Source organism: Pseudomonas sp. GW821-FHT09E04 (assembly GCF_059416185.1).
On sequence record NZ_JBWKOR010000003.1, the window covers coordinates 687,639 to 706,244 of the forward strand.

Annotated in this window: 21 protein-coding genes; 18 read left to right on the forward strand and 3 right to left on the reverse strand. The window is 60.1% G+C overall.

The window, feature by feature from the left end; genetic code table 11:
* Positions 1 to 74: 74 nt before the first annotated feature.
* From AC07N4_RS14145 to AC07N4_RS14155, 3 genes are all read left to right on the forward strand, one after another.
* Complete coding sequence (locus AC07N4_RS14145; protein ID WP_493066283.1) at positions 75 to 1,901, forward strand: glycoside hydrolase family 15 protein; 1,827 nt, start codon at positions 75 to 77, stop codon at positions 1,899 to 1,901.
* A gap of 309 nt (positions 1,902 to 2,210) precedes the next feature.
* The gene (locus tag AC07N4_RS14150; RefSeq protein WP_493066284.1) at positions 2,211 to 2,600 is read left to right on the forward strand and encodes a hypothetical protein; all 390 of its coding nucleotides are present in this window, start codon (positions 2,211 to 2,213) and stop codon (positions 2,598 to 2,600) included.
* A gap of 10 nt (positions 2,601 to 2,610) precedes the next feature.
* Positions 2,611 to 3,510: an alpha/beta fold hydrolase gene (locus tag AC07N4_RS14155; RefSeq protein WP_493066285.1), complete on the forward strand. Its 900-nt coding sequence runs from the start codon at positions 2,611 to 2,613 to the stop codon at positions 3,508 to 3,510.
* Here the strand turns inward: AC07N4_RS14155 and AC07N4_RS14160 are convergent.
* Positions 3,479 to 4,462 carry a GlxA family transcriptional regulator gene (locus AC07N4_RS14160; protein WP_493066286.1) on the reverse strand — a complete coding sequence of 328 codons (984 nt, stop codon included), beginning with the start codon at positions 4,460 to 4,462 and terminating at the stop codon, positions 3,479 to 3,481. The two genes, AC07N4_RS14155 and AC07N4_RS14160, sit on opposite strands and share 32 nt — an antisense overlap.
* Positions 4,463 to 4,550: 88 nt before the next feature.
* Between AC07N4_RS14160 and inhA the strand changes: the two genes are divergently transcribed.
* The 5 genes from inhA (at position 4,551) to AC07N4_RS14185 (ending at position 8,611) form a co-directional block, all read left to right on the forward strand.
* A complete protein-coding gene (gene inhA / locus AC07N4_RS14165) occupies positions 4,551 to 5,237 on the forward strand; it encodes an isonitrile hydratase (RefSeq protein ID WP_493066287.1) in 687 nt (228 codons plus the stop codon).
* 133 nt (positions 5,238 to 5,370) lie between these two features.
* A complete protein-coding gene (locus tag AC07N4_RS14170) occupies positions 5,371 to 6,162 on the forward strand; it encodes a CPBP family glutamic-type intramembrane protease (protein WP_438301177.1) in 792 nt (263 codons plus the stop codon).
* 102 nt (positions 6,163 to 6,264) lie between these two features.
* Positions 6,265 to 7,830, forward strand: coding sequence for a methyl-accepting chemotaxis protein (locus AC07N4_RS14175; RefSeq protein WP_096822476.1), 1,566 nt, complete (start codon positions 6,265 to 6,267; stop codon positions 7,828 to 7,830).
* A 208-nt stretch (positions 7,831 to 8,038) separates the two neighbouring features.
* Positions 8,039 to 8,185 (forward strand): hypothetical protein, encoded by a 147-nt coding sequence (locus tag AC07N4_RS14180; protein WP_165369536.1) that lies wholly within the window; start codon positions 8,039 to 8,041, stop codon positions 8,183 to 8,185.
* A gap of 6 nt (positions 8,186 to 8,191) precedes the next feature.
* Positions 8,192 to 8,611 (forward strand): type II toxin-antitoxin system YafO family toxin, encoded by a 420-nt coding sequence (locus tag AC07N4_RS14185; protein ID WP_493066288.1) that lies wholly within the window; start codon positions 8,192 to 8,194, stop codon positions 8,609 to 8,611.
* Positions 8,612 to 8,727: 116 nt separating this feature from the next.
* Here the strand turns inward: AC07N4_RS14185 and AC07N4_RS14190 are convergent, their stop codons facing one another.
* Positions 8,728 to 9,087 carry a DUF6124 family protein gene (locus AC07N4_RS14190; RefSeq protein ID WP_039770060.1) on the reverse strand — a complete coding sequence of 120 codons (360 nt, stop codon included), beginning with the start codon at positions 9,085 to 9,087 and terminating at the stop codon, positions 8,728 to 8,730.
* A gap of 988 nt (positions 9,088 to 10,075) precedes the next feature.
* Positions 10,076 to 10,756: an alpha/beta family hydrolase gene (locus AC07N4_RS14195; protein WP_493066289.1), complete on the reverse strand. Its 681-nt coding sequence runs from the start codon at positions 10,754 to 10,756 to the stop codon at positions 10,076 to 10,078.
* Between the two features lie 95 nt (positions 10,757 to 10,851).
* On the opposite strand from AC07N4_RS14195, the gene ccoN (AC07N4_RS14200) reads away from it, so the two are divergent.
* The 10 genes from ccoN (AC07N4_RS14200) to AC07N4_RS14245 all read left to right on the forward strand — a co-directional run bounded on the left by ccoN (AC07N4_RS14200) (position 10,852) and on the right by AC07N4_RS14245 (position 18,583).
* Positions 10,852 to 12,276: a cytochrome-c oxidase, cbb3-type subunit I gene (gene ccoN, locus AC07N4_RS14200; RefSeq protein ID WP_007960356.1), complete on the forward strand. Its 1,425-nt coding sequence runs from the start codon at positions 10,852 to 10,854 to the stop codon at positions 12,274 to 12,276.
* A 10-nt stretch (positions 12,277 to 12,286) separates the two neighbouring features.
* Positions 12,287 to 12,895, forward strand: a complete 609-nt coding sequence (gene ccoO / locus AC07N4_RS14205; protein WP_007960355.1) for a cytochrome-c oxidase, cbb3-type subunit II — start codon at positions 12,287 to 12,289, stop codon at positions 12,893 to 12,895.
* A gap of 3 nt (positions 12,896 to 12,898) precedes the next feature.
* Entirely contained in the window at positions 12,899 to 13,096 is a 198-nt protein-coding gene (locus tag AC07N4_RS14210) for a cbb3-type cytochrome oxidase subunit 3 (protein WP_085609010.1), read from the forward strand.
* Positions 13,093 to 14,046: a cytochrome-c oxidase, cbb3-type subunit III gene (gene ccoP / locus AC07N4_RS14215; protein WP_493066290.1), complete on the forward strand. Its 954-nt coding sequence runs from the start codon at positions 13,093 to 13,095 to the stop codon at positions 14,044 to 14,046. Before AC07N4_RS14210 ends, ccoP (AC07N4_RS14215) begins: the two co-directional genes overlap by 4 nt.
* Positions 14,047 to 14,527: 481 nt before the next feature.
* Positions 14,528 to 15,970, forward strand: coding sequence for a cytochrome-c oxidase, cbb3-type subunit I (ccoN, locus tag AC07N4_RS14220; protein WP_085711942.1), 1,443 nt, complete (start codon positions 14,528 to 14,530; stop codon positions 15,968 to 15,970).
* Entirely contained in the window at positions 15,970 to 16,578 is a 609-nt protein-coding gene (ccoO, locus tag AC07N4_RS14225) for a cytochrome-c oxidase, cbb3-type subunit II (RefSeq protein ID WP_007905434.1), read from the forward strand. Before ccoN (AC07N4_RS14220) ends, ccoO (AC07N4_RS14225) begins: the two co-directional genes overlap by 1 nt.
* A gap of 5 nt (positions 16,579 to 16,583) precedes the next feature.
* Positions 16,584 to 16,769 (forward strand): CcoQ/FixQ family Cbb3-type cytochrome c oxidase assembly chaperone, encoded by a 186-nt coding sequence (locus AC07N4_RS14230; protein WP_003175465.1) that lies wholly within the window; start codon positions 16,584 to 16,586, stop codon positions 16,767 to 16,769.
* Positions 16,766 to 17,749, forward strand: a complete 984-nt coding sequence (ccoP, locus tag AC07N4_RS14235) for a cytochrome-c oxidase, cbb3-type subunit III (protein WP_096822486.1) — start codon at positions 16,766 to 16,768, stop codon at positions 17,747 to 17,749. The genes AC07N4_RS14230 and ccoP (AC07N4_RS14235) overlap by 4 nt, the downstream gene beginning before the upstream one ends.
* Positions 17,750 to 17,920: 171 nt before the next feature.
* Positions 17,921 to 18,175 carry a type II toxin-antitoxin system Phd/YefM family antitoxin gene (locus AC07N4_RS14240; RefSeq protein ID WP_065259746.1) on the forward strand — a complete coding sequence of 85 codons (255 nt, stop codon included), beginning with the start codon at positions 17,921 to 17,923 and terminating at the stop codon, positions 18,173 to 18,175.
* On the forward strand, positions 18,176 to 18,583 hold the full coding sequence (locus AC07N4_RS14245) for a type II toxin-antitoxin system VapC family toxin (protein ID WP_102622553.1): 408 nt from the start codon (positions 18,176 to 18,178) through the stop codon (positions 18,581 to 18,583).
* The last annotated feature ends 23 nt before the right edge of the window (positions 18,584 to 18,606 follow it).

The following is an 18,606-nucleotide window of genomic DNA, read 5'->3' on the forward strand; positions in this document are numbered from 1 at the left end:
TCATGTACGCGGATGAACTCTCGCCGCCGGCCATCAGTCAGCTAGGTAAGCCTTCGCCTCGGAGCCAGACGACCATGGCCGAGCATCACCCTGAACGACAAAGCCCCATCGACGCCCACGGCATCATTGGCGATATGCGCAGTGCGGCGCTGGTCAATGACAAGGGCAGCGTGGATTTCTTCTGCTGGCCAGAGTTCGACAGCCCGTCGATCTTCTGTTCGCTGCTGGATACGCCCGATGCGGGGATTTTCCAGTTGGCCCCGGACCTGCCCGATGCCCGGCGCGAGCAGATTTACCTGCCGGACACCAACGTCCTGCAAACCCGCTGGCTCAGCGATCATGCCGTGGTGGAAATCACCGATCTGCTGCCGATTGGCGACAACGACGATGCCTTGCCGCTGTTGATCCGCCGGGTTCGGGTGGTCAGCGGGCAGGCGACATTTCACCTGCGCTGCGCCGTTCGGCATGACTACGCCCGCGCGGAAACGCACGCCGTCATTGATAAAAAGGATGTGCTGTTCAGCGCCAACGGGCAGCCGACACTGCGGCTGGCCTCGGATCAAACCTTGAGCGTCGATCACGATGCGGCAGTCGGGCAATTCACCCTCAAACAAGATCAGACCGCCGCGTTCATGCTCGGCGCCAGCGACGATCCGCGCTTCGCCGAAGGGGCCGCCAAGCTGTGCATCGAACGCACGCTGAAGTTCTGGCGCGACTGGATCGGCCAGTCCAACTATCGCGGTCGCTGGCGGGAAATGGTCAACCGCTCCGCCCTGGCCCTTAAGCTGCTGACCTCACGCCAGCACGGCGCAATCCTCGCCGCCGCCACCTTCGGCCTGCCGGAAACACCCGGCGGCGAACGCAACTGGGACTATCGCTACACCTGGATCCGCGACGCCTCCTTCACCGTTTACGCCTTCATGCGCCTGGGCTTTGTCGACGAAGCCAACGGCTACATGCGCTGGCTGCGCGGGCGGGTCAGCGATTGCAGCGGCCAGCCGATGAAACTCAACATCCTCTACGCCATCGACGGCCGCCAGGAACTGCCGGAAACCGAACTCACGCATTTGTCCGGGCATGGCGGCGCAAAACCGGTGCGCATCGGCAATGGCGCGTACGACCAGATTCAACTGGATATCTTCGGCGAACTGATGGACGCCGTTTATCTGGTCAACAAGTACGGCGACGCGATTTCCCACGAAGGCTGGAAACATGTGATGGAAGTGGTCGATCAGGTCTGTGAGACCTGGCAGACCAAGGACGTAGGCATCTGGGAAATGCGCGGTGAGCAACATCACTTTCTGCACTCGCGACTGATGTGCTGGGTGGCGCTGGACCGGGCGATCCGCCTGGCCTCGAAACGCTCGCTGCCGGCGCCTTTCGCCCGCTGGGACCAGACCCGCCAGGCGATTCATGCCGACATCTGGGACAACTTCTGGAATGAAGAACACGGGCATTTCGTGCAGTACCAGGGCGGCACCGCGCTGGACGGCTCGATGTTGCTGATGCCGCTGGTGCGCTTCGTCAGCGCAAAGGATCCGCGCTGGCTCGCGACGCTTGAAGCCATCGAAAAACACTTGGTGCGCGACGGCATGGTTTACCGCTATCGCAATGACGACACCGGCATCGACGGATTGTCCGGCACCGAGGGCGCTTTCGCCGCCTGCTCGTTCTGGTACGTCGAATGCCTGGCCCGCGCTGGACAACTGGAGAAGGCCCATCTGGAATTTGAACAACTGTTGCGTTACGCCAACCCACTGGGGTTGTACGCGGAGGAATTCGACAACCGTGGCCGGCATCTGGGCAACACGCCTCAGGCATTGACCCATCTGGCACTGATCAGTGCGGCGAGTTTTCTTGATCGCAAGTTGAGTGGGGAGAAGAATTACTGGCAGCCGTAGTCATCATTTTTCGCCACATGCTGTAGGAAAGATCTCCACTTCAACCGCCGTTTGTAGGATGACCTCCTACGAACGGTAAACAACCTCGAGCCTTGTGGTTGAAGGGCCGGCCTGCACAATCGATTACTTTCGATACAACTTGTTGATGGCACGGCCTACAAAGACCTGCCAGAACCCGTGTAACGCTTGGCTCACAACTCGCACTTACACCCCGAAATACCTTGTTGCCAGCTGTTACATCCCCCCCTACCATCCACCGCAACGGGCACAGCGGAGCTGTCCAATAAAAACCCGATTCAAGGAACCAGAATGAGCCAACGCATCCACCGCCAGATCGACGCCCCTCTGCGCACGGGCCTGACCCGCGACGAACTGTGGGAAGCCGCCGACAAGGGCCTGATCAAATGCTGGGAAATCGGCCGCCAGCGCGCCGCCCGCTTCCCCGACCTCGCCCAACGTTGCACTGCCGATGAACTTCCGGTGCTGGGCTGGAAAGGTGGCGTCAGCCGTAGCCTGAAGAAGAATGAAAAGTACGGTTCGCTGAAATACCTTGCGCAGTGGCAGGGGTTGCGTGGCGAAGATCTGGACATTGATCTGGGTTCCGAGCGAGTCATGACCTGCTCGCGGACGAAAATGGTGGTGACGTTTACGCCGGATCGCAGCAAGTATTTCAATCAGGTGGCGGAAGCTGAAACTTGAGGAATCCCGTATGACCCAAGCCGTGATGCAACGTTGCAAGACCAAAAGTCTGACCATCGCCTATGAGCATCACGGCCCGGAAAACGGTACGCCGGTCATCCTCCTCCACGGCTTCCCCTACTCCCCCCGCGCCTACGATGAAATCGCTGCCCCCCTCGCCGTCAAAGGCTACCGGGTGATCGTGCCGTACCTGCGTGGTTACGGGCCGACCCGTTTCAACAGCCCGGACACGCTGCGCTCCGGCCAGCAAGCGGCGCTGGCTCAGGATCTGCTGGACCTGATGGATGCGCTGGGGATCGAGCAAGCGACGTTGTGCGGTTACGACTGGGGCGGTCGGGCGGCGTGCATCGTTGCGGCGCTGTTTCCCGAACGCGTGCGTGGGTTGGTGACGGGCGATGGCTACAACCTGCAAGACATACCGAACTCGGTCCAGCCGCTGGATCCGCAGAGCGAGCATCGCTACTGGTATCAGTATTACTTCCACACGCCCCGTGGCGTTGAAGGGCTGACGCAGAATCGTCGGGCGCTGTGCGAGTTGCTGTGGCAGTTGTGGTCGCCGACCTGGGCGCGGAACGCCGAGCGTTATCCGCTGAGTGCGTCGGCGTTCGATAACCCGGATTTCGTCGAGGTGGTGATTCACTCCTACCGTCATCGCTTCATGTATGCGCCGGGCGATCCGGCGCTGGAAGGGATGGAGCAGGCGCTGGAGAGACAACCGGTGATCAGCGTTCCGACGATTTCGCTGTGCGGTGCTGATGATGGCGTGGGCCCGGCACCAGAGGACGATGAAGATGTACACCACTTCACCGGACCTTACGAGCGGCGGGTGCTGGCGGGTGTCGGGCACAACCTTCCCGAGGAGGCGCCGGGTGAAACGCTCAAGGCATTACTGGATCTGCTCCAGCGCTGACCGAAAACCGCTCCCGATACGCCTGCGGCGTCACACCCATGGCCCGCAGGAAACTGCGTCTTAACGTCTCTTCACTGCCAAACCCACAATTGGCCGCGACCCGTTTGACCGGCAGTCCGGTATCACTCAGCAACCGGCGGGCAGTTTCAACGCGGATCAGTTCGATGGCGCGGGCCGGGGTCTGGCCGGTGTCGGCGCGGTAGTGGCGCACGAAGCTGCGTTCGCTCATGCCAGCCTGTTCGGCGAGGGTCGGGATGCCCAGGTCGCAAGTCAGGTGTTCGGCAATCCACGCGTGCAAATCATCGAAGCGGTTGCCCTGTTTTTGCAGCGACAGCGTCACGCTGAATTGCGACTGCCCGCCCGGTCGCTTGAGGAACACCACCAGTTGCCGGGCGACGTCCAGGGCCATGTCGCGACCGAGGTCGTCTTCGACCATGGCCAGCGCCAGGTCGATGCCGGCGGTGACACCCGCCGAGGTCCAGACCGGGCCGTCGTTGATGAAGATCGGATTGGGCTCGACCTGCAAGCGCGGGTGTTGCTGCGCCAGTTGTTCGCAACGGGTCCAGTGGGTGACGACCCGGCGACCGTCGAGCCAGCCGCTGGCGGCCAGCAGAAATGCACCGGTACACACCGAAGCCACGCGTCGGCATCCGTTCGCATGTTCACGCACCCAACTCACTAACTCGGCATCTTCAGAGGCCGCATACACGCCCCAGCCTCCGGCGATGATCAGGGTATCGCTGGGCTGCTCCGGCAGCGATTCGGCCAGCATCGCCAACCCGGCCGAAGAGTTCACCGCCCCGCCGCCGCTGGCGATGACCGTTGGCGCGTACGGCGCAGGCAGACCCTGCTGGCGGGCAATGTCGTTGGCCGAGGCGAAGACCTGCAACGGCCCGGTGACATCGAGCAGCTGCACATTGGCGAACGCGAGGACGTGGATGGTTTTCGGCATTTGGCGTAATTCGTGGGCTGATTGGCGTATGCGCCAAAACCTACGCGCCTACAGTGAAGCCGTCCACCCCTTTTCACGGAGAAGAATCATGGCGTTGCAGATCGGTTTTCTGTTGTTTCCCCAGGTGCAGCAACTCGACCTGACTGGCCCCTATGACGTGCTGGCCTCGTTGCCGGACGTGCAAGTGCACCTGATCTGGAAGGATCTGGTGCCGGTCACCGCCAGCACCGGGCTGGTGCTGAAACCGACCACCACCTTCGAGGACTGCCCGGATCTGGATGTGATCTGCGTGCCTGGCGGTGCGGGCGTCGGGCCGTTGATGGAAGATGAGCAGACGCTGTCGTTCATCAAGACACAAGCTGCGCAGGCGCGGTACGTGACATCGGTGTGTACGGGTTCGCTGGTGCTTGGGGCGGCGGGTCTGTTGCAGGGCAAACGGGCGACCACGCACTGGGCTTATCACGATCTGTTGCCGACACTGGGCGCAATTGCGGTGAAGGATCGGGTGGTGCGTGACGGCAATCTGTTTACCGGGGGTGGTATCACGGCCGGGATCGATTTTGCGTTGACGCTGGCGCAAGAACTGGTCGGCGTCGACACGGCGCAACTGGTGCAGTTGCAGCTGGAATATGCACCGGCGCCACCGTTTAATTCGGGCAGCCCGGAGACGGCGCCGAGTGCGGTTGTCGATGAGGCGCGCAAACGTGCGGCGCCTTCGCTGAAACTGCGCACTGAAATCACTGAGCGCGCGGCGGCGAAGCTCAATCTGCGCTGATTCGTGCGCAGCACAGGCCCTGTGGGGACCAACCCACAGGGCCTGCGTCCCGGTTTTCCCCTACACCTTCACTTGTCCCCTCGCCCCCACCCGTGTAGAAAGCCTGTCCACAAATCGTGCACAAGGACTTTCCATGACAGCTCTGCCATGGCTCTATCTCGGGCTTCTCAGCCTTGGTTACGGATTGGCGCTGAGCTTTGGCCAGCTCGGCTGGCTGGCGCTGATCTCCATTGCACTGCTGGTTTTCGCCGGTTACGCCGTGCGCCAGCAAACCGTGCCGGTCGGGCGTTTTCTCGGTCATGGCCTGTTTATCGTGCTGGCCGTGGCGCTGGCCATGCACTGGCTGCCGGGCTTCTATAACGGCCGGGCCATTCCGGCGCAGCGCTTCACTGACAACGCCGTGCCGTTCTCGATGTTCGTGAACCTCGACAAACCGCTGATCGGCTTCTGGCTGCTGCTGGTCTGCCCGTGGATCGTCGCGCGGCGGTCGTTGCGCCTGACCGTTTACGCCACCGCACTGGCACTGACGTTGAGCGTGATCCTGGCGCTGGGCGGCGCCGTGTTGCTGGGCATGATCACCTGGGCGCCGAAATGGCCGGATCAGGCGTGGCTGTGGGTGCTGAACAACCTGCTGCTGGTGACACTGGTCGAAGAAGCGCTGTTTCGCGGCTATATACAGGGCGGCCTCAGCCGGCATTTCAAACACTTGCCCTACGGCGAAAACCTCGCGCTGCTGCTCGCGTCCCTGCTGTTCGGCCTGGTGCATGTGGGCGCCGGCTGGCAATGGGTGTTGCTGGCGGGCCTGGCGGGTGTCGGCTATGGTCTGGCCTACCGTTTTGGCGGGCTCGGCGCGGCGATCATGACGCACTTTGGTCTGAACCTGCTGCATTTCGGCCTGTTCACCTATCCGATGCTCGCGGGTTGAAGCAAGCCCCGTTTTGCGACGCCGTACTTATAAATGAAAAAAAACTTCAACAAATCGCCGACCCCGCCGACAACCTTTCAAAGCCTTGCGGATTGAAAAACCATGCGTAATAACCAGCCCATTACACAACGCGAACGGACTTTCCCGGCTCAGCAACGGTTGATCTCCACAACCGACGCCAAGGGCGTGATCACCTACTGCAACGACGCTTTCGTCGAAATCAGCGGGTTTTCGCGTGAGGAGCTGATCCGTGCGCCGCACAACCTGGTACGTCACCCCGACGTCCCGGCTGCGGTGTTTTCGCACATGTGGGGCACACTGAAACAAGGCTTGCCATGGATGGGCATTGTCAAGAATCGCTGCAAGACCGGTGATCATTACTGGGTGAACGCCTACGTAACGCCGGTGTTCGATGGCAGTCAGGTGGTCGGTTACGAGTCGGTGCGGGTCAAGCCGTCCGCCGAACAGATCCGCCGTGCCGAAGCGCTCTACCAACGCATCAACCAGGGCAAGTCGGCGATTCCTTCGAGCGACAAATGGCTGCCAATTGTGCAGGACTGGCTGCCGTTCATTCTGGTCAGCCAGTTGAGCTTCATGATCGGCGCCACCCTGAACTCGCAGTGGGGCTTCGCCCTCGCCGCCGGTCTCTCGGTGCCGCTGGGCCTGCTGGGCCTGCAATGGCAGCAACGCGGGCTCAAGCGCCTGCTGCGTCTGGCCGAGCAGACCACGTCCGACCCGTTGATCGCGCAGATGTACACCGACAGCCGTGGCGCCCAGGCGCGTCTGGAAATGTCGATCCTCAGCCAGGAAGCCCGCCTGAAAACCTGCCTGACCCGTCTGCAGGACACCGCCGAGCACCTGACCGATCAGGCCAAACAGTCCGACAGTCTGGCGCACAACAGCTCCATCGGCCTGGAACGCCAGCGCGTGGAAACCGAACAGGTCGCCACCGCCGTCAACCAGATGGCCGCCACCACCCAGGAAGTGGCGAGCCACGTCCAGCGCACCGCCGACGCCACCCAGGAAGCCAATCGCCTGACCGGTCGCGGTCGCGACATCGCCGGCGAAACCCGCGAAGCCATCCAGCGCCTTTCGGTCGTCGTCGGTGAAACCGGCCTGACCGTAACCCAACTGGCCAAGGACAGCGACGAAATCGGCGGCGTGGTCGACGTGATCAAAGGCATCGCCGACCAGACCAACCTGCTCGCCCTCAACGCTGCGATTGAAGCCGCGCGTGCCGGCGAAATGGGTCGCGGTTTTGCCGTGGTCGCCGACGAAGTCCGCCAACTGGCACAACGCACCAGCGAATCCACCGGCCAGATCCACGCCCTGATCGCCAAGCTGCAACAGACTGCATCCAGCGCCGTACAAACCATGGAAGCCGGCCATCGCCAGGCGGAAGAAGGTGTGGCGCGGGTACTGGAAGCGGATCAGGCCCTGGTCGGCATCAGCGAAGCGGTGGCCAACATCACCGACATGACCACCCAGATCGCCGCCGCGACCGAAGAGCAAAGTGCCGTGGCTGAAGAAATCAGCCGCAACATCAGCAACATCTCGGAACTGGCGGACCAGACCTCGGAACAGGCGCATAACTCGGCGCTGTTGAGTGAAGAGCTGACGAAGACGGCTAATACGCAGTATTCGTTGGTGGAGCGGTTTAACCGCTGATTGATCTGCAATACAAAAAACCCGGATAGCGAGAGCTTCCGGGTTTTTTATTGTGGCTTACGGCGTGACTACACATAGGGGCGCCATGCCCTACAAGCACGCCAGAATCCGCTGACTGGTGCGCCTTTGGGTCCGGTTCTATCGTTTGCCGGTAGAAATCCAATCCCTTAAGCTGGTCAGTATGAATACATCTCCTTTGGAGGCTCCGATGGCCACCACCAGAAAGATCGACAAGCCGGTTAAAAAAGTCATTCGCGATGAACTGACTTTTCTTGATGTCCGGCAAGCCGCGCGTGATGGGCAGAAAGCGTTCGATAAATATGTGATCACTGGCAAGCTACCCATAACAAAGTAGCCATAGATGCCAGCAGTCAAAATCTCTGCGCTTTTCGAACAAATCAACAACTGGAAAAATTTCGCCGCTCATTTTTATAACTACAAAGTGTGCGGTGAACTGCCCGCTATTTTCGGGCGAGACGAACGACTCGATCTCAGCGATATGCATCATATCCACCTGGCCAGCACTCAAGCGACCCAGACGCGGTGGGCAAAAATAGACCGTCAGTATTATCGAACTGCCCTGGTTGACGATCCTGACAACGACTTCTGGCTTATCTACGCCTACGACGCTTTCCGGGATGAATACCTTTTGCTGACAATCACTGGCCCGGATGCCCATAACCGGGGTGAGTGGGGTTCATTTCTGCGAACGGTGCATTACGAGATTGTTGAGCCATGGATCGTGGGAAAAGTCATCTATCTGGACCTCGACGACTTTTGATTAACTGGCTGGCCAGTTCTCGGAAAATGTATTGAGTGGGTGATAACAAAAAACCGGATAGTGAGAGCTATCCGGTTTTTTGTTTTTGATTTGGCGTTACACGCGGTTACCAGCGATTACTGTGGCAAGCGCAGCCTGTCCAGCAGTCGATTTACCAGCAGCTCGTTCAACATGATCAGCTGTTGCAGCGCCAGCAGCGGTTTGCGTTCCGGGCCTTTTACCGAGTTGGCGATATTGCCGGCCATGGCGTTGGCTGACGACAGTGATTCACTGGCTTCGACAAGCAGTGTTTCGTCATCGAGCGTGGGATCGACCATGTAGATGGGACGGGCCTTGGGTGGGAAGTACTTCGGAATTTCGGGGCCGAGGTAAAAGTCGAGTGCGCGGTCGGCGGCTTCTTTTGTCTTTTGGGACTCGAGCTCGGGGTCTTGGAGGATTGGGTCGGCTTCTGGTGGGTTAGGCGTGGCTTTGAACATAGATTTAACTCCAGTTTCGAATATTTAGGAGCCATCACCCTCGCTACCAAACGAAGGGTGGTGGCCATACGCGGGTTGGTAGACCGGTCGAAACGGGAAACCCGGCGCTCACAAAGGAGCCCCGCGCATGCCCACCATAAAATCTGAGCCCCAAATAAGGGACTGCATATGGTGACGCCATACGACGGTTTCGAAGCGGGCTACCAAACCCGATCACTGTTTTTCAGTGACAGGGAAACGATATAGCCCTTTCCAAACCGCGTAAGCCGGCGGATTCTGGCGTACGCGTAGGCAACGACGCAAGGTGTTGTAGCCCTTATGGCGTAACGGTTCGTGTACTTTAAACGTGGTGACGCGATCGTGTTTATTCGCTGGAAATGCCGGGCTGGGGGGCTTTCAGTTTTTGTGGTGTGTCAGTGAAATCCTTACCCCTCACCCTAGCCCTCTCCCCGAGGGAGAGGGGACTGACGGAGGTGTTTGGGCGAGGTACGCCGACGTGGGATACCGAGTTGAACTCAGGTTTTGAACAGCACTTCAATCGGCTCCTAACCACTCAACAGGATGAGCGTTAGCTCGGCTGCAGCTTTTGATCTTGATCCACGGGCGACTTCGGAAGGCTGAGTGGAGGGATTTATCCGGGGGTGGGAGCGCAGCGACCGTTTGGCGAAGCCAAACACATCGAGAGGAGGTGCAGCGAAGCAAACCGTAGGCGATGCCCCCCGGATGAATCCCGGAGCGAAGGAACCCCGAGCCTTAGCGAGCGGGCCGAACGTAGGAGCAAGCGTTTTTTTGCTTACTTTTTTGAGGCGTTTGTCAAAAAAGTGAGTCGCCGTAAGGGCGAAACCCTAGGTGGAATTAACCGCAGCAATGGATATGCACATAGATCGAAAAGTGTGCAACGTTCAAGATCTACCCCCTCACCCCAGCCCTCTCCCCCAAGGGGGCGAGGGGGAAAGGGAGCCGATCTTCATGCGGTTCAAAATCTCGATCAGCGCTTGAGAAACGCAGCAACTTTCTGCGCGGCGGTAGCCAAATGCTGCTCATGCGTAAATCCGGAAACCTTCAGCGGCTTCAAGTCATGATCCCCAGAAGCCAACCAAAACACCTCAATACTCGGCGATAGATCGTAAGCCCCGACAGCGTCCCGATTGCCAAGAGCATCGCGCTCGCCTTGCACAATCAACGTCCGAGTCTTTAACCCAGCCAGATGCTCAACCCGTGGTTTCTCAGGCTTACCCACTGCATAAAACGGATAACCCAGGCAAACCAACGCATCCGCGCCAAGCTCATCGGCAAGCAGACTGGCCATCCGCCCCCCCATAGACTTCCCGCCAACCGCCAAAACCCCAGCGACATGAAGTCGCACCAAGCCATAAACCTCACGCCAGCACTCCTGCAATTTCCCCGCAGGATTCGGCGGCCGCTTGACCCCATCAACCCGCCGCTGCGCCATATAAGGAAACTCAAACCGCAACACATTCACCCCAAGCCCAGCAAGGCGCCCAGCCATATCGTTCATCCAGTCGCTATCCATCGGCGCCCCCGCCCCATGCGCCAGGATCAAAGTCGCCGAAGCCTCGCCAACAGCGGCATCCCAAAGCCACCCGTGATCCCGCAGGCACTGCGCCCATTGATCCCCGTCAATACTGGCCTTGTGCTGTTTGTCCATGCTTGCCTCGCTTTTAGTCTGCCTATAACTCCAGGCGAAGGATTCGCGGCGTTTTCTGCGCGCGCTCACTTCGGCTGAACCGTGGATGGGGAACCATGAACACTTCTATCAGTACCGCCTACAACTACAAGGTGGTCCGCCAATTCGCCATTATGACGGTGGTGTGGGGCATCGTCGGCATGGGGCTCGGGGTTTTTCTCGCGGCTCAATTGGTCTGGCCCGAACTCAACTTCAACCTGCCGTGGACCAGCTTCGGACGCCTGCGCCCGCTGCACACCAACGCGGTGATCTTCGCGTTCGGCGGCTGTGCCTTGTTCGCCAGTTCGTTCTACTCGGTGCAGCGCACCTGCCAGACCCAACTGTTCGCGCCGAAAATTGCCGCGTTCTGCTTCTGGGGCTGGCAACTGGTGATCCTGCTGGCGGCCATCAGCCTGCCACTGGGTTACACCAGTTCCAAGGAGTACGCCGAGCTGGAATGGCCGATCGACATCCTGATCACCATCGTCTGGGTCGCCTACGCCATCGTGTTCTTCGGCACGATCATGCAGCGCAAGACCAAGCACATTTATGTGGGCAACTGGTTCTTCGGCGCGTTCATCATCACCGTGGCGATCCTGCACATCGTCAACAACCTTGAGTTGCCGGTGAGCTTCACCAAGTCCTACTCGGTGTACGCCGGCGCGACCGACGCGATGGTGCAATGGTGGTACGGCCACAACGCCGTAGGCTTTTTCCTCACCGCCGGTTTCCTCGGGATGATGTACTACTTCGTGCCGAAACAGGCCGAACGTCCGGTGTATTCGTATCGCCTGTCGATCGTGCACTTCTGGGCGCTGATCACTCTGTACATCTGGGCCGGCCCGCACCACTTGCACTACACCGCGCTGCCGGACTGGGCGCAGTCGCTGGGCATGGTGATGTCGCTGGTACTGCTGGCACCGAGCTGGGGCGGCATGATCAACGGTATGATGACCCTGTCGGGCGCCTGGCATAAGTTGCGCAGCGACCCGATCCTGCGCTTCCTCGTGGTGTCGCTGGCGTTCTACGGCATGTCGACCTTCGAAGGTCCGATGATGGCGATCAAGACCGTCAACGCCCTCTCCCACTACACCGACTGGACCATCGGCCACGTACACGCCGGCGCGCTCGGCTGGGTGGCGATGATTTCCATCGGCGCGCTGTACCACATGATCCCGAAAATCTTCGGCAAAGAGCAGATGCACAGCATCGGCCTGATCAATGCGCACTTCTGGCTCGCGACCATCGGCACCGTGCTCTACATCGCTTCGATGTGGGTCAACGGCATTGCACAAGGCCTGATGTGGCGCGCAGTGAACGAGGACGGCACGCTGACCTACTCCTTCGTCGAAACCCTGGTGGCCAGCCACCCAGGCTTCGTCGTGCGGTTGATTGGCGGGGCGATCTTCCTCAGCGGCATGTTCCTGATGGCTTACAACACCTGGCGCACCGTGCGGGCCTCGCAGCCTGCTGACGTCGTTGCTGCCGCGCAGATGGCCTGAGGAGTCCGCCATGAAACACGAAACGATTGAAAAGAACGTCGGCCTGCTGATGCTGCTGATGGTGTTCGCCGTGAGCATCGGCGGCCTGACCCAGATCGTCCCGCTGTTCTTCCAGGACGTGACCAACAAACCGGTGGAAGGCATGAAGCCCTACACCGCGCTGCAACTGGAAGGCCGTGACATCTACATCCGCGAAGGCTGCGTCGGTTGCCATTCGCAGATGATCCGTCCGTTCCGCGCCGAAACCGAACGCTACGGCCACTACTCGGTGGCCGGCGAAAGCGTGTGGGATCACCCGTTCCTGTGGGGCTCGAAACGTACCGGTCCGGACCTGGCCCGGGTTGGCGCGCGTTACTCGGATGACTGGCACCGTGCGCACTTGTACAACCCGCGCAACGTCGTACCGGAATCGAAAATGCCGGCCTACCCATGGCTGGTCACCCAACCGGTCGACAGCAGCCACACCGAAACCAAGCTCAAGGTCATGCGCACCCTCGGCGTGCCGTACACCGATGACGACATCAGCGGTGCGGTGGCCAGCCTCAAGGGCAAGACCGAAATGGACGCCCTCGTCTCCTACCTGCAGGTGCTTGGCACTGCGATCAAGAGCAAGAGGTGAGCCATGGTCTTTGAAATGAGCGCGGGGCTGATACGCGGCCTCGGCACGGTCGTGGTGTTCGTGGCCTTCGTCGGCCTGACCCTGTGGGTGTTCAACCGCAAGCGCACACCGGAATTCGCCGAAGCGCGCCTGCTGCCGTTTGCCGACGAGCCGCAACCCGACCCAACCCAAGCATCTGAAACAAGGAGTACCCGGCCATGACCACCTTCTGGAGTACGTGGATCTGCGTACTGACCATCGGCAGCCTGATCGGCCTGACCTGGCTGCTGGTCGGCACCCGTCGGGGCGAGACTAAGGGCAGCGTCGACCAGACCATGGGCCACAGCTTCGACGGCATCGAGGAGTACGACAACCCGCTGCCGCAGTGGTGGTTCATGCTGTTCGCCGGCACGCTGGTGTTTTCCGTGGGCTATCTGATCCTCTACCCGGGTCTGGGCAACTGGAAAGGCATCCTGCCCGGCTACGAGGACGGCTGGACCGGCGTCCACGAGTGGGAAAAGGAAATGAGCAAGGCCGACGCCAAATTCGGGCCGATCTTCGCCAAATTCGCCGCGATGCCGGTGGAAGAAGTGGCGAAGGATCCGCAGGCGCTGAAAATGGGCGGCCGTCTGTTCGCGTCGAACTGCTCGGTGTGCCACGGTTCGGATGCCAAGGGTGCCTTCGGCTTCCCTAACCTCGCCGACCAGGACTGGCGCTGGGGCGGCAGTGCCGACACGATCAAGACCACCATCATGGGTGGCCGGGTCGCTGCAATGCCGGCCTGGGGCGAGTCACTCGGTGAGGTTGGCGTGAAAAACGTCGCGGCGTACGTGCGCCACGAACTGGCCGGGCTGCCACTGCCGGCGGACAACAAGGCCGACCTGCAAGCAGGACAGCAAACGTTCAGCACCATGTGCGTAGCCTGTCATGGGGCAACCGGCCAGGGCACTGAAGCCATGGGGGCGCCGAATCTGACGCACCCGGCCGGATTCATCTATGGCACCAGCCTGACCCAACTTGAACAGACCATTCGCCATGGTCGTCAGGGCCACATGCCAGCTCAGAACGAGCTGCTGGGCAACGATAAAGTGCAATTGCTGGCGGCTTATGTGTACAGCCTTAGCCATGGATTGAATACAGAAAAACTGATTACTGAAGACAACAAACAGTAATCATTGCGTACAACACTGCCGCACGTTTCCAGTGCGGCAGTTTCCAGCCTCTTTGCGACGCATTGTCGCACCCCGTCACCCCCTCTCCTTTCGGTTACCCGGATTCGGGTCTACGCTTGCTCGATGCGGACTGGCCCGTGCCGGTTCCAGGTCGACCCTGAGCGAGGCGTTGAACGAATCGGCTGACTGACATGGCCGCAAAGGCCGGTAGATACCGGCTGTCGTGCCGATTACCGTCCGTCACCCGAACCGAGCGTTCGAACACACCCCGTTACATCCGACCGGGACCCCTCGCTTTTTTCGTCCGCTGCGACATTTTGCCCGAGGGCAATTTTGTCCTTACGCGGCGCATGGAAAGGCCGCAGAATCAGCGTTGGAAAGCATTGACCCAGGTCATGGCGCGTTGCATTGACCCCCTGCTTTCTACATACTTGCGGCCGATTTTAATCCTAATAAAACACCCAAACCGTGGAACCTTAGAATGAGCACAGCAATCAGTCCGACTGCTTATAACTATAAGGTAGTCCGCCAGTTCGCCATCATGACGGTGGTCTGGGGGATCCTTGGCATGGGGCTCGGTGTCTTCATCGCCTCGCAACTGGTCTGGCCGGAGTTGAACTTCGGCCTGCCGTGGACGAGCTTTGGACGCCTGCGCCCGTTGCACACAAACCTGGTGATTTTCGCCTTCGGTGGTTGTGCACTGTTTGCCACTTCCTACTATGTCGTGCAGCGAACCTGCCAGACGCGACTGATTTCCGACAGCCTCGCGGCCTTCACCTTCTGGGGATGGCAAGCGGTCATCGTCGGCGCGATCATTACCTTGCCGCTGGGTTACACCACCACCAAGGAATACGCGGAACTGGAATGGCCTCTCGCCATTTTGCTGGCCATTGTCTGGGTCACCTACGGTCTGGTGTTCTTCGGCACCATCACCAAGCGCAAGACCAAGCACATCTACGTGGGTAACTGGTTCTACGGCGCGTTCATCGTCGTGACGGCGATGCTGCACATCGTCAACCACGCCTCGCTGCCGGTCAGCTTCTTCAAGTCCTACTCGGCCTATGCCGGTGCGACCGACGCGATGATCCAGTGGTGGTACGGCCACAACGCCGTGGGTTTCTTCCTGACCACCGGCTTCCTGGGGATGATGTACTACTTCGTGCCGAAACAGGCCGAACGTCCGATCTACTCCTATCGCCTGTCGATCGTGCACTTCTGGGCGCTGATCACCCTGTACATCTGGGCCGGCCCGCACCACCTGCACTACACCGCGCTGCCGGACTGGGCGCAATCGCTGGGCATGGCGATGTCGATCATCCTGCTGGCACCAAGCTGGGGCGGCATGATCAACGGCATGATGACCCTGTCGGGCGCCTGGCATAAGCTGCGCACCGACCCGATCCTGCGTTTCCTCGTGGTATCGCTGGCGTTCTACGGCATGTCGACCTTCGAAGGTCCGATGATGGCGATCAAGACCGTCAACTCGCTCTCGCACTACACCGACTGGACCATCGGCCACGTACACGCTGGCGCACTCGGCTGGGTGGCGATGATCTCGATCGGCGCGATCTACCACATGATCCCGAAACTGTTCGGCCGCGCGCAGATGCACAGCGTCGGTCTGATCAACGCGCACTTCTGGCTCGCGACCATCGGTACCGTGCTGTACATCGCTTCGATGTGGGTCAACGGCATCACTCAAGGCCTGATGTGGCGTGCAATCAACGACGACGGCACCCTCACCTACTCGTTCGTTGAAGCGCTGCAGGCCAGCCACCCTGGCTACATCGTCCGTGCCCTGGGCGGTGCGTTCTTCGCCAGCGGCATGTTCCTGATGGCCTACAACGTGTGGCGCACCGTTCGCGCCTCGGACCCGGCTGAAGCTGAAGCCGCCGCCAAGATCGCCGTAGTTGGAGCTCACTGATGAAGCATGAAGCTGTCGAGAAGAATATTGGCCTGCTGGCCTTCTTCATGGTCATCGCCGTCAGCGTCGGTGGCCTGACCCAAATCGTTCCGCTGTTTTTCCAGGACGTCACCAACAAGCCGGTCGAAGGCATGAAGCCGCGCACCGCCCTTGAACTGGAAGGCCGCGACGTTTACATCGCCAACGGCTGTGTCGGCTGCCACTCGCAGATGATCCGTCCGTTCCGTGCCGAAACCGAACGCTACGGCCACTACTCGGTCGCCGGTGAAAGCGTCTGGGATCACCCGTTCCTGTGGGGTTCCAAGCGTACCGGCCCGGACCTGGCCCGTGTCGGCGGTCGTTACTCCGATGACTGGCAGCGTGCGCACTTGTACAACCCGCGCAACGTCGTGCCTGAGTCGAAAATGCCGGCTTACCCGTTCCTCGTGGAAAACAAGCTCGACGGCAAAGACACGGCCAAGAAAATGGAAGTGTTGCGCACGCTCGGCGTCCCTTACACCGACGAAGACATTGCCGGTGCAAAAGACGCTGTGAAGGGTAAAACCGAAATGGACGCGCTGGTGGCCTATCTGCAAGGCCTGGGCACCATCATCAAAAGCAAACGGTGATCTGGATGGATATCGGGATGATTCGAGGCCTGGGCACCGTTGTCGTGATGGTTGCCTTCATCGGTCTGGCGTTGTGGGTGTTCAGCCCCAAGCGCAAGTCGGAGTTTGAAGACGCGACCTTGCTGCCCTTCGCGGATGATCCCGAAGCCATCAAGCACGTCGAGCAAGCTTCTAGGAGTAACAAAGAATGACTACATTCTGGAGTCTGTACGTCACAGTCCTCAGTCTCGGTACGATCTTTTCCCTGACCTGGCTGTTGCTGTCGACCCGCAAGGGTCAGCGCGCCGAGCAGACCGACGAGACGGTCGGCCACTCCTTCGACGGGATCGAGGAGTACGACAACCCGCTGCCGAAATGGTGGTTCATGCTGTTCGTGGGCACCATCGTCTTCGCTCTGGGTTATCTGGTGCTGTACCCGGGCCTGGGCAACTGGAAAGGTCTGCTGCCGGGCTACAACTACCTCGATAACGACAAGCAGACCGCGTTCGCCAACGGTCAGACCGGCTGGACCGGCGTTCACGAGTGGGAAAAGGAAATGGCTCGTTCGGACGCCAAGTTCGGTCCGATCTTCGCCAAGTTCGCCGCCATGCCGATTGAAGAAGTGGCCAAGGATCCGCAAGCCCTGAAGATGGGCGGCCGTCTGTTCGCCTCCAACTGCTCGGTCTGCCACGGTTCCGACGCCAAGGGCGCTTATGGTTTCCCTAACCTGACCGACGCCGACTGGCGCTGGGGCGGCGAGCCGGAAACCATCAAGACCACCATCATGGGCGGTCGTCACGCCGTGATGCCAGCCTGGGCTGAAGTCATTGGTGAGCAAGGCGTAGCCGACGTGGCGGCATTCGTGCTGACCAACCTCGATGGCCGCAAGCTGCCGGAAGGCACCAAGGCTGACCCGGTTGCCGGCCAGAAACTGTTCGCGACCAACTGCGTGGCCTGCCACGGTCCGGAAGGTAAAGGCACCCCGGCGATGGGCGCACCCAACCTGACCCACCCGGCCGCGTTCATCTACGGTTCGAGCTTCGCGCAACTGCAGCAGACCATCCGTTACGGCCGTCAGGGCCAGATGCCTGCCCAGGAACAACTGCAAGGCAACGACAAGGTTCACCTGCTGGCGGCGTATGTTTACAGCCTGTCCCATGGTGAAAAACCAGCGGAAGCCGAGGCGCAGTAAGGCCAACGCTTGAAGCAAAAAAAGGCCCCGCCAATGAGAATTGGCGGGGCCTTTTTGTTTCTGGCCTTTGATGGGCCGACCAGTGGTTGCGCTCGACAGGCTTTCCAGGTTGTGGGGGATCGCACGCGGTAGTAACGTTGCTACAAATCTTCTTCAGGAGAGGTCGCAATGATGGCCATCACCACCATTTCCAGCCGCGAATTCAATCAGGACACAAGCAGTGCCAAAAAAGCCACCCGCAACGGGCCGGTAATCATCACTGATCGTGGCAAGCCCGCCCACGTACTGCTAAGCATTGAGGAGTACGAAAAACTCACCGGCCTCAACGCGAGCATCGTCGATCTGCTGGTCATGCCGGAAGCGGCAGACATCGAGTTCGAAACCGAGCGTGCCGTGATCACTCACCGCCCCGTGGATCTGTCCTGAATGTATTTGCTCGACACCAATGTGATTTCTGAACTGCGCAAACCCCAGGCCGACAAGAACGTTGTCGCCTGGGCCAGATCTGTCATTGCCCCTCGTATGTTTATTTCGGCCATTACCTTGAAGGAACTGGAGACCGGGGTGCTCCGCATGGAGCGTCGCGATCCGGCTCAGGGAAAGGTTTTGCGCACCTGGCTCAAGCGTCATGTGATGCCGGCCTTCGATGCGCGAATCCTGCCAGTCGATGCCGCCGTCGCCCTGCGCTGCGCCCGCCTTCATGTGCCGGATCAGGCCAATGAAAGCGATGCATTGATCGCCGCGACGGCATTGGTCCATGGACTGACGGTGGTCACCCGCAACGTCGCCGATTTTGAATCCAGTGGCGTTGCGCTCATCAATCCGTGGGACTGAAAGGCCCGTACCTCAGCAGGAAG

What these genes read in the sequence shown, in the direction of transcription:
- AC07N4_RS14160 (WP_493066286.1), bottom strand. Translation starts at nt 4,462, where the DNA reads ATGCCGAAAACCATCCACGTCCTCGCGTTCGCCAATGTGCAGCTGCTC.
- AC07N4_RS14145 (WP_493066283.1), top strand. Translation starts at nt 75, where the DNA reads ATGGCCGAGCATCACCCTGAACGACAAAGCCCCATCGACGCCCACGGC.
- AC07N4_RS14230 (WP_003175465.1), top strand. Translation starts at nt 16,584, where the DNA reads ATGGATATCGGGATGATTCGAGGCCTGGGCACCGTTGTCGTGATGGTT.
- AC07N4_RS14185 (WP_493066288.1), top strand. Translation starts at nt 8,192, where the DNA reads ATGCCAGCAGTCAAAATCTCTGCGCTTTTCGAACAAATCAACAACTGG.
- inhA (WP_493066287.1), top strand. Translation starts at nt 4,551, where the DNA reads ATGGCGTTGCAGATCGGTTTTCTGTTGTTTCCCCAGGTGCAGCAACTC.
- AC07N4_RS14175 (WP_096822476.1), top strand. Translation starts at nt 6,265, where the DNA reads ATGCGTAATAACCAGCCCATTACACAACGCGAACGGACTTTCCCGGCT.
- AC07N4_RS14210 (WP_085609010.1), top strand. Translation starts at nt 12,899, where the DNA reads ATGGTCTTTGAAATGAGCGCGGGGCTGATACGCGGCCTCGGCACGGTC.
- AC07N4_RS14245 (WP_102622553.1), top strand. Translation starts at nt 18,176, where the DNA reads ATGTATTTGCTCGACACCAATGTGATTTCTGAACTGCGCAAACCCCAG.
- ccoN (WP_085711942.1), top strand. Translation starts at nt 14,528, where the DNA reads ATGAGCACAGCAATCAGTCCGACTGCTTATAACTATAAGGTAGTCCGC.
- ccoP (WP_493066290.1), top strand. Translation starts at nt 13,093, where the DNA reads ATGACCACCTTCTGGAGTACGTGGATCTGCGTACTGACCATCGGCAGC.
- ccoP (WP_096822486.1), top strand. Translation starts at nt 16,766, where the DNA reads ATGACTACATTCTGGAGTCTGTACGTCACAGTCCTCAGTCTCGGTACG.
- ccoO (WP_007905434.1), top strand. Translation starts at nt 15,970, where the DNA reads ATGAAGCATGAAGCTGTCGAGAAGAATATTGGCCTGCTGGCCTTCTTC.
- AC07N4_RS14170 (WP_438301177.1), top strand. Translation starts at nt 5,371, where the DNA reads ATGACAGCTCTGCCATGGCTCTATCTCGGGCTTCTCAGCCTTGGTTAC.
- AC07N4_RS14155 (WP_493066285.1), top strand. Translation starts at nt 2,611, where the DNA reads ATGACCCAAGCCGTGATGCAACGTTGCAAGACCAAAAGTCTGACCATC.
- ccoO (WP_007960355.1), top strand. Translation starts at nt 12,287, where the DNA reads ATGAAACACGAAACGATTGAAAAGAACGTCGGCCTGCTGATGCTGCTG.
- AC07N4_RS14150 (WP_493066284.1), top strand. Translation starts at nt 2,211, where the DNA reads ATGAGCCAACGCATCCACCGCCAGATCGACGCCCCTCTGCGCACGGGC.
- AC07N4_RS14180 (WP_165369536.1), top strand. Translation starts at nt 8,039, where the DNA reads ATGGCCACCACCAGAAAGATCGACAAGCCGGTTAAAAAAGTCATTCGC.
- AC07N4_RS14240 (WP_065259746.1), top strand. Translation starts at nt 17,921, where the DNA reads ATGGCCATCACCACCATTTCCAGCCGCGAATTCAATCAGGACACAAGC.
- AC07N4_RS14195 (WP_493066289.1), bottom strand. Translation starts at nt 10,756, where the DNA reads ATGGACAAACAGCACAAGGCCAGTATTGACGGGGATCAATGGGCGCAG.
- ccoN (WP_007960356.1), top strand. Translation starts at nt 10,852, where the DNA reads ATGAACACTTCTATCAGTACCGCCTACAACTACAAGGTGGTCCGCCAA.
- AC07N4_RS14190 (WP_039770060.1), bottom strand. Translation starts at nt 9,087, where the DNA reads ATGTTCAAAGCCACGCCTAACCCACCAGAAGCCGACCCAATCCTCCAA.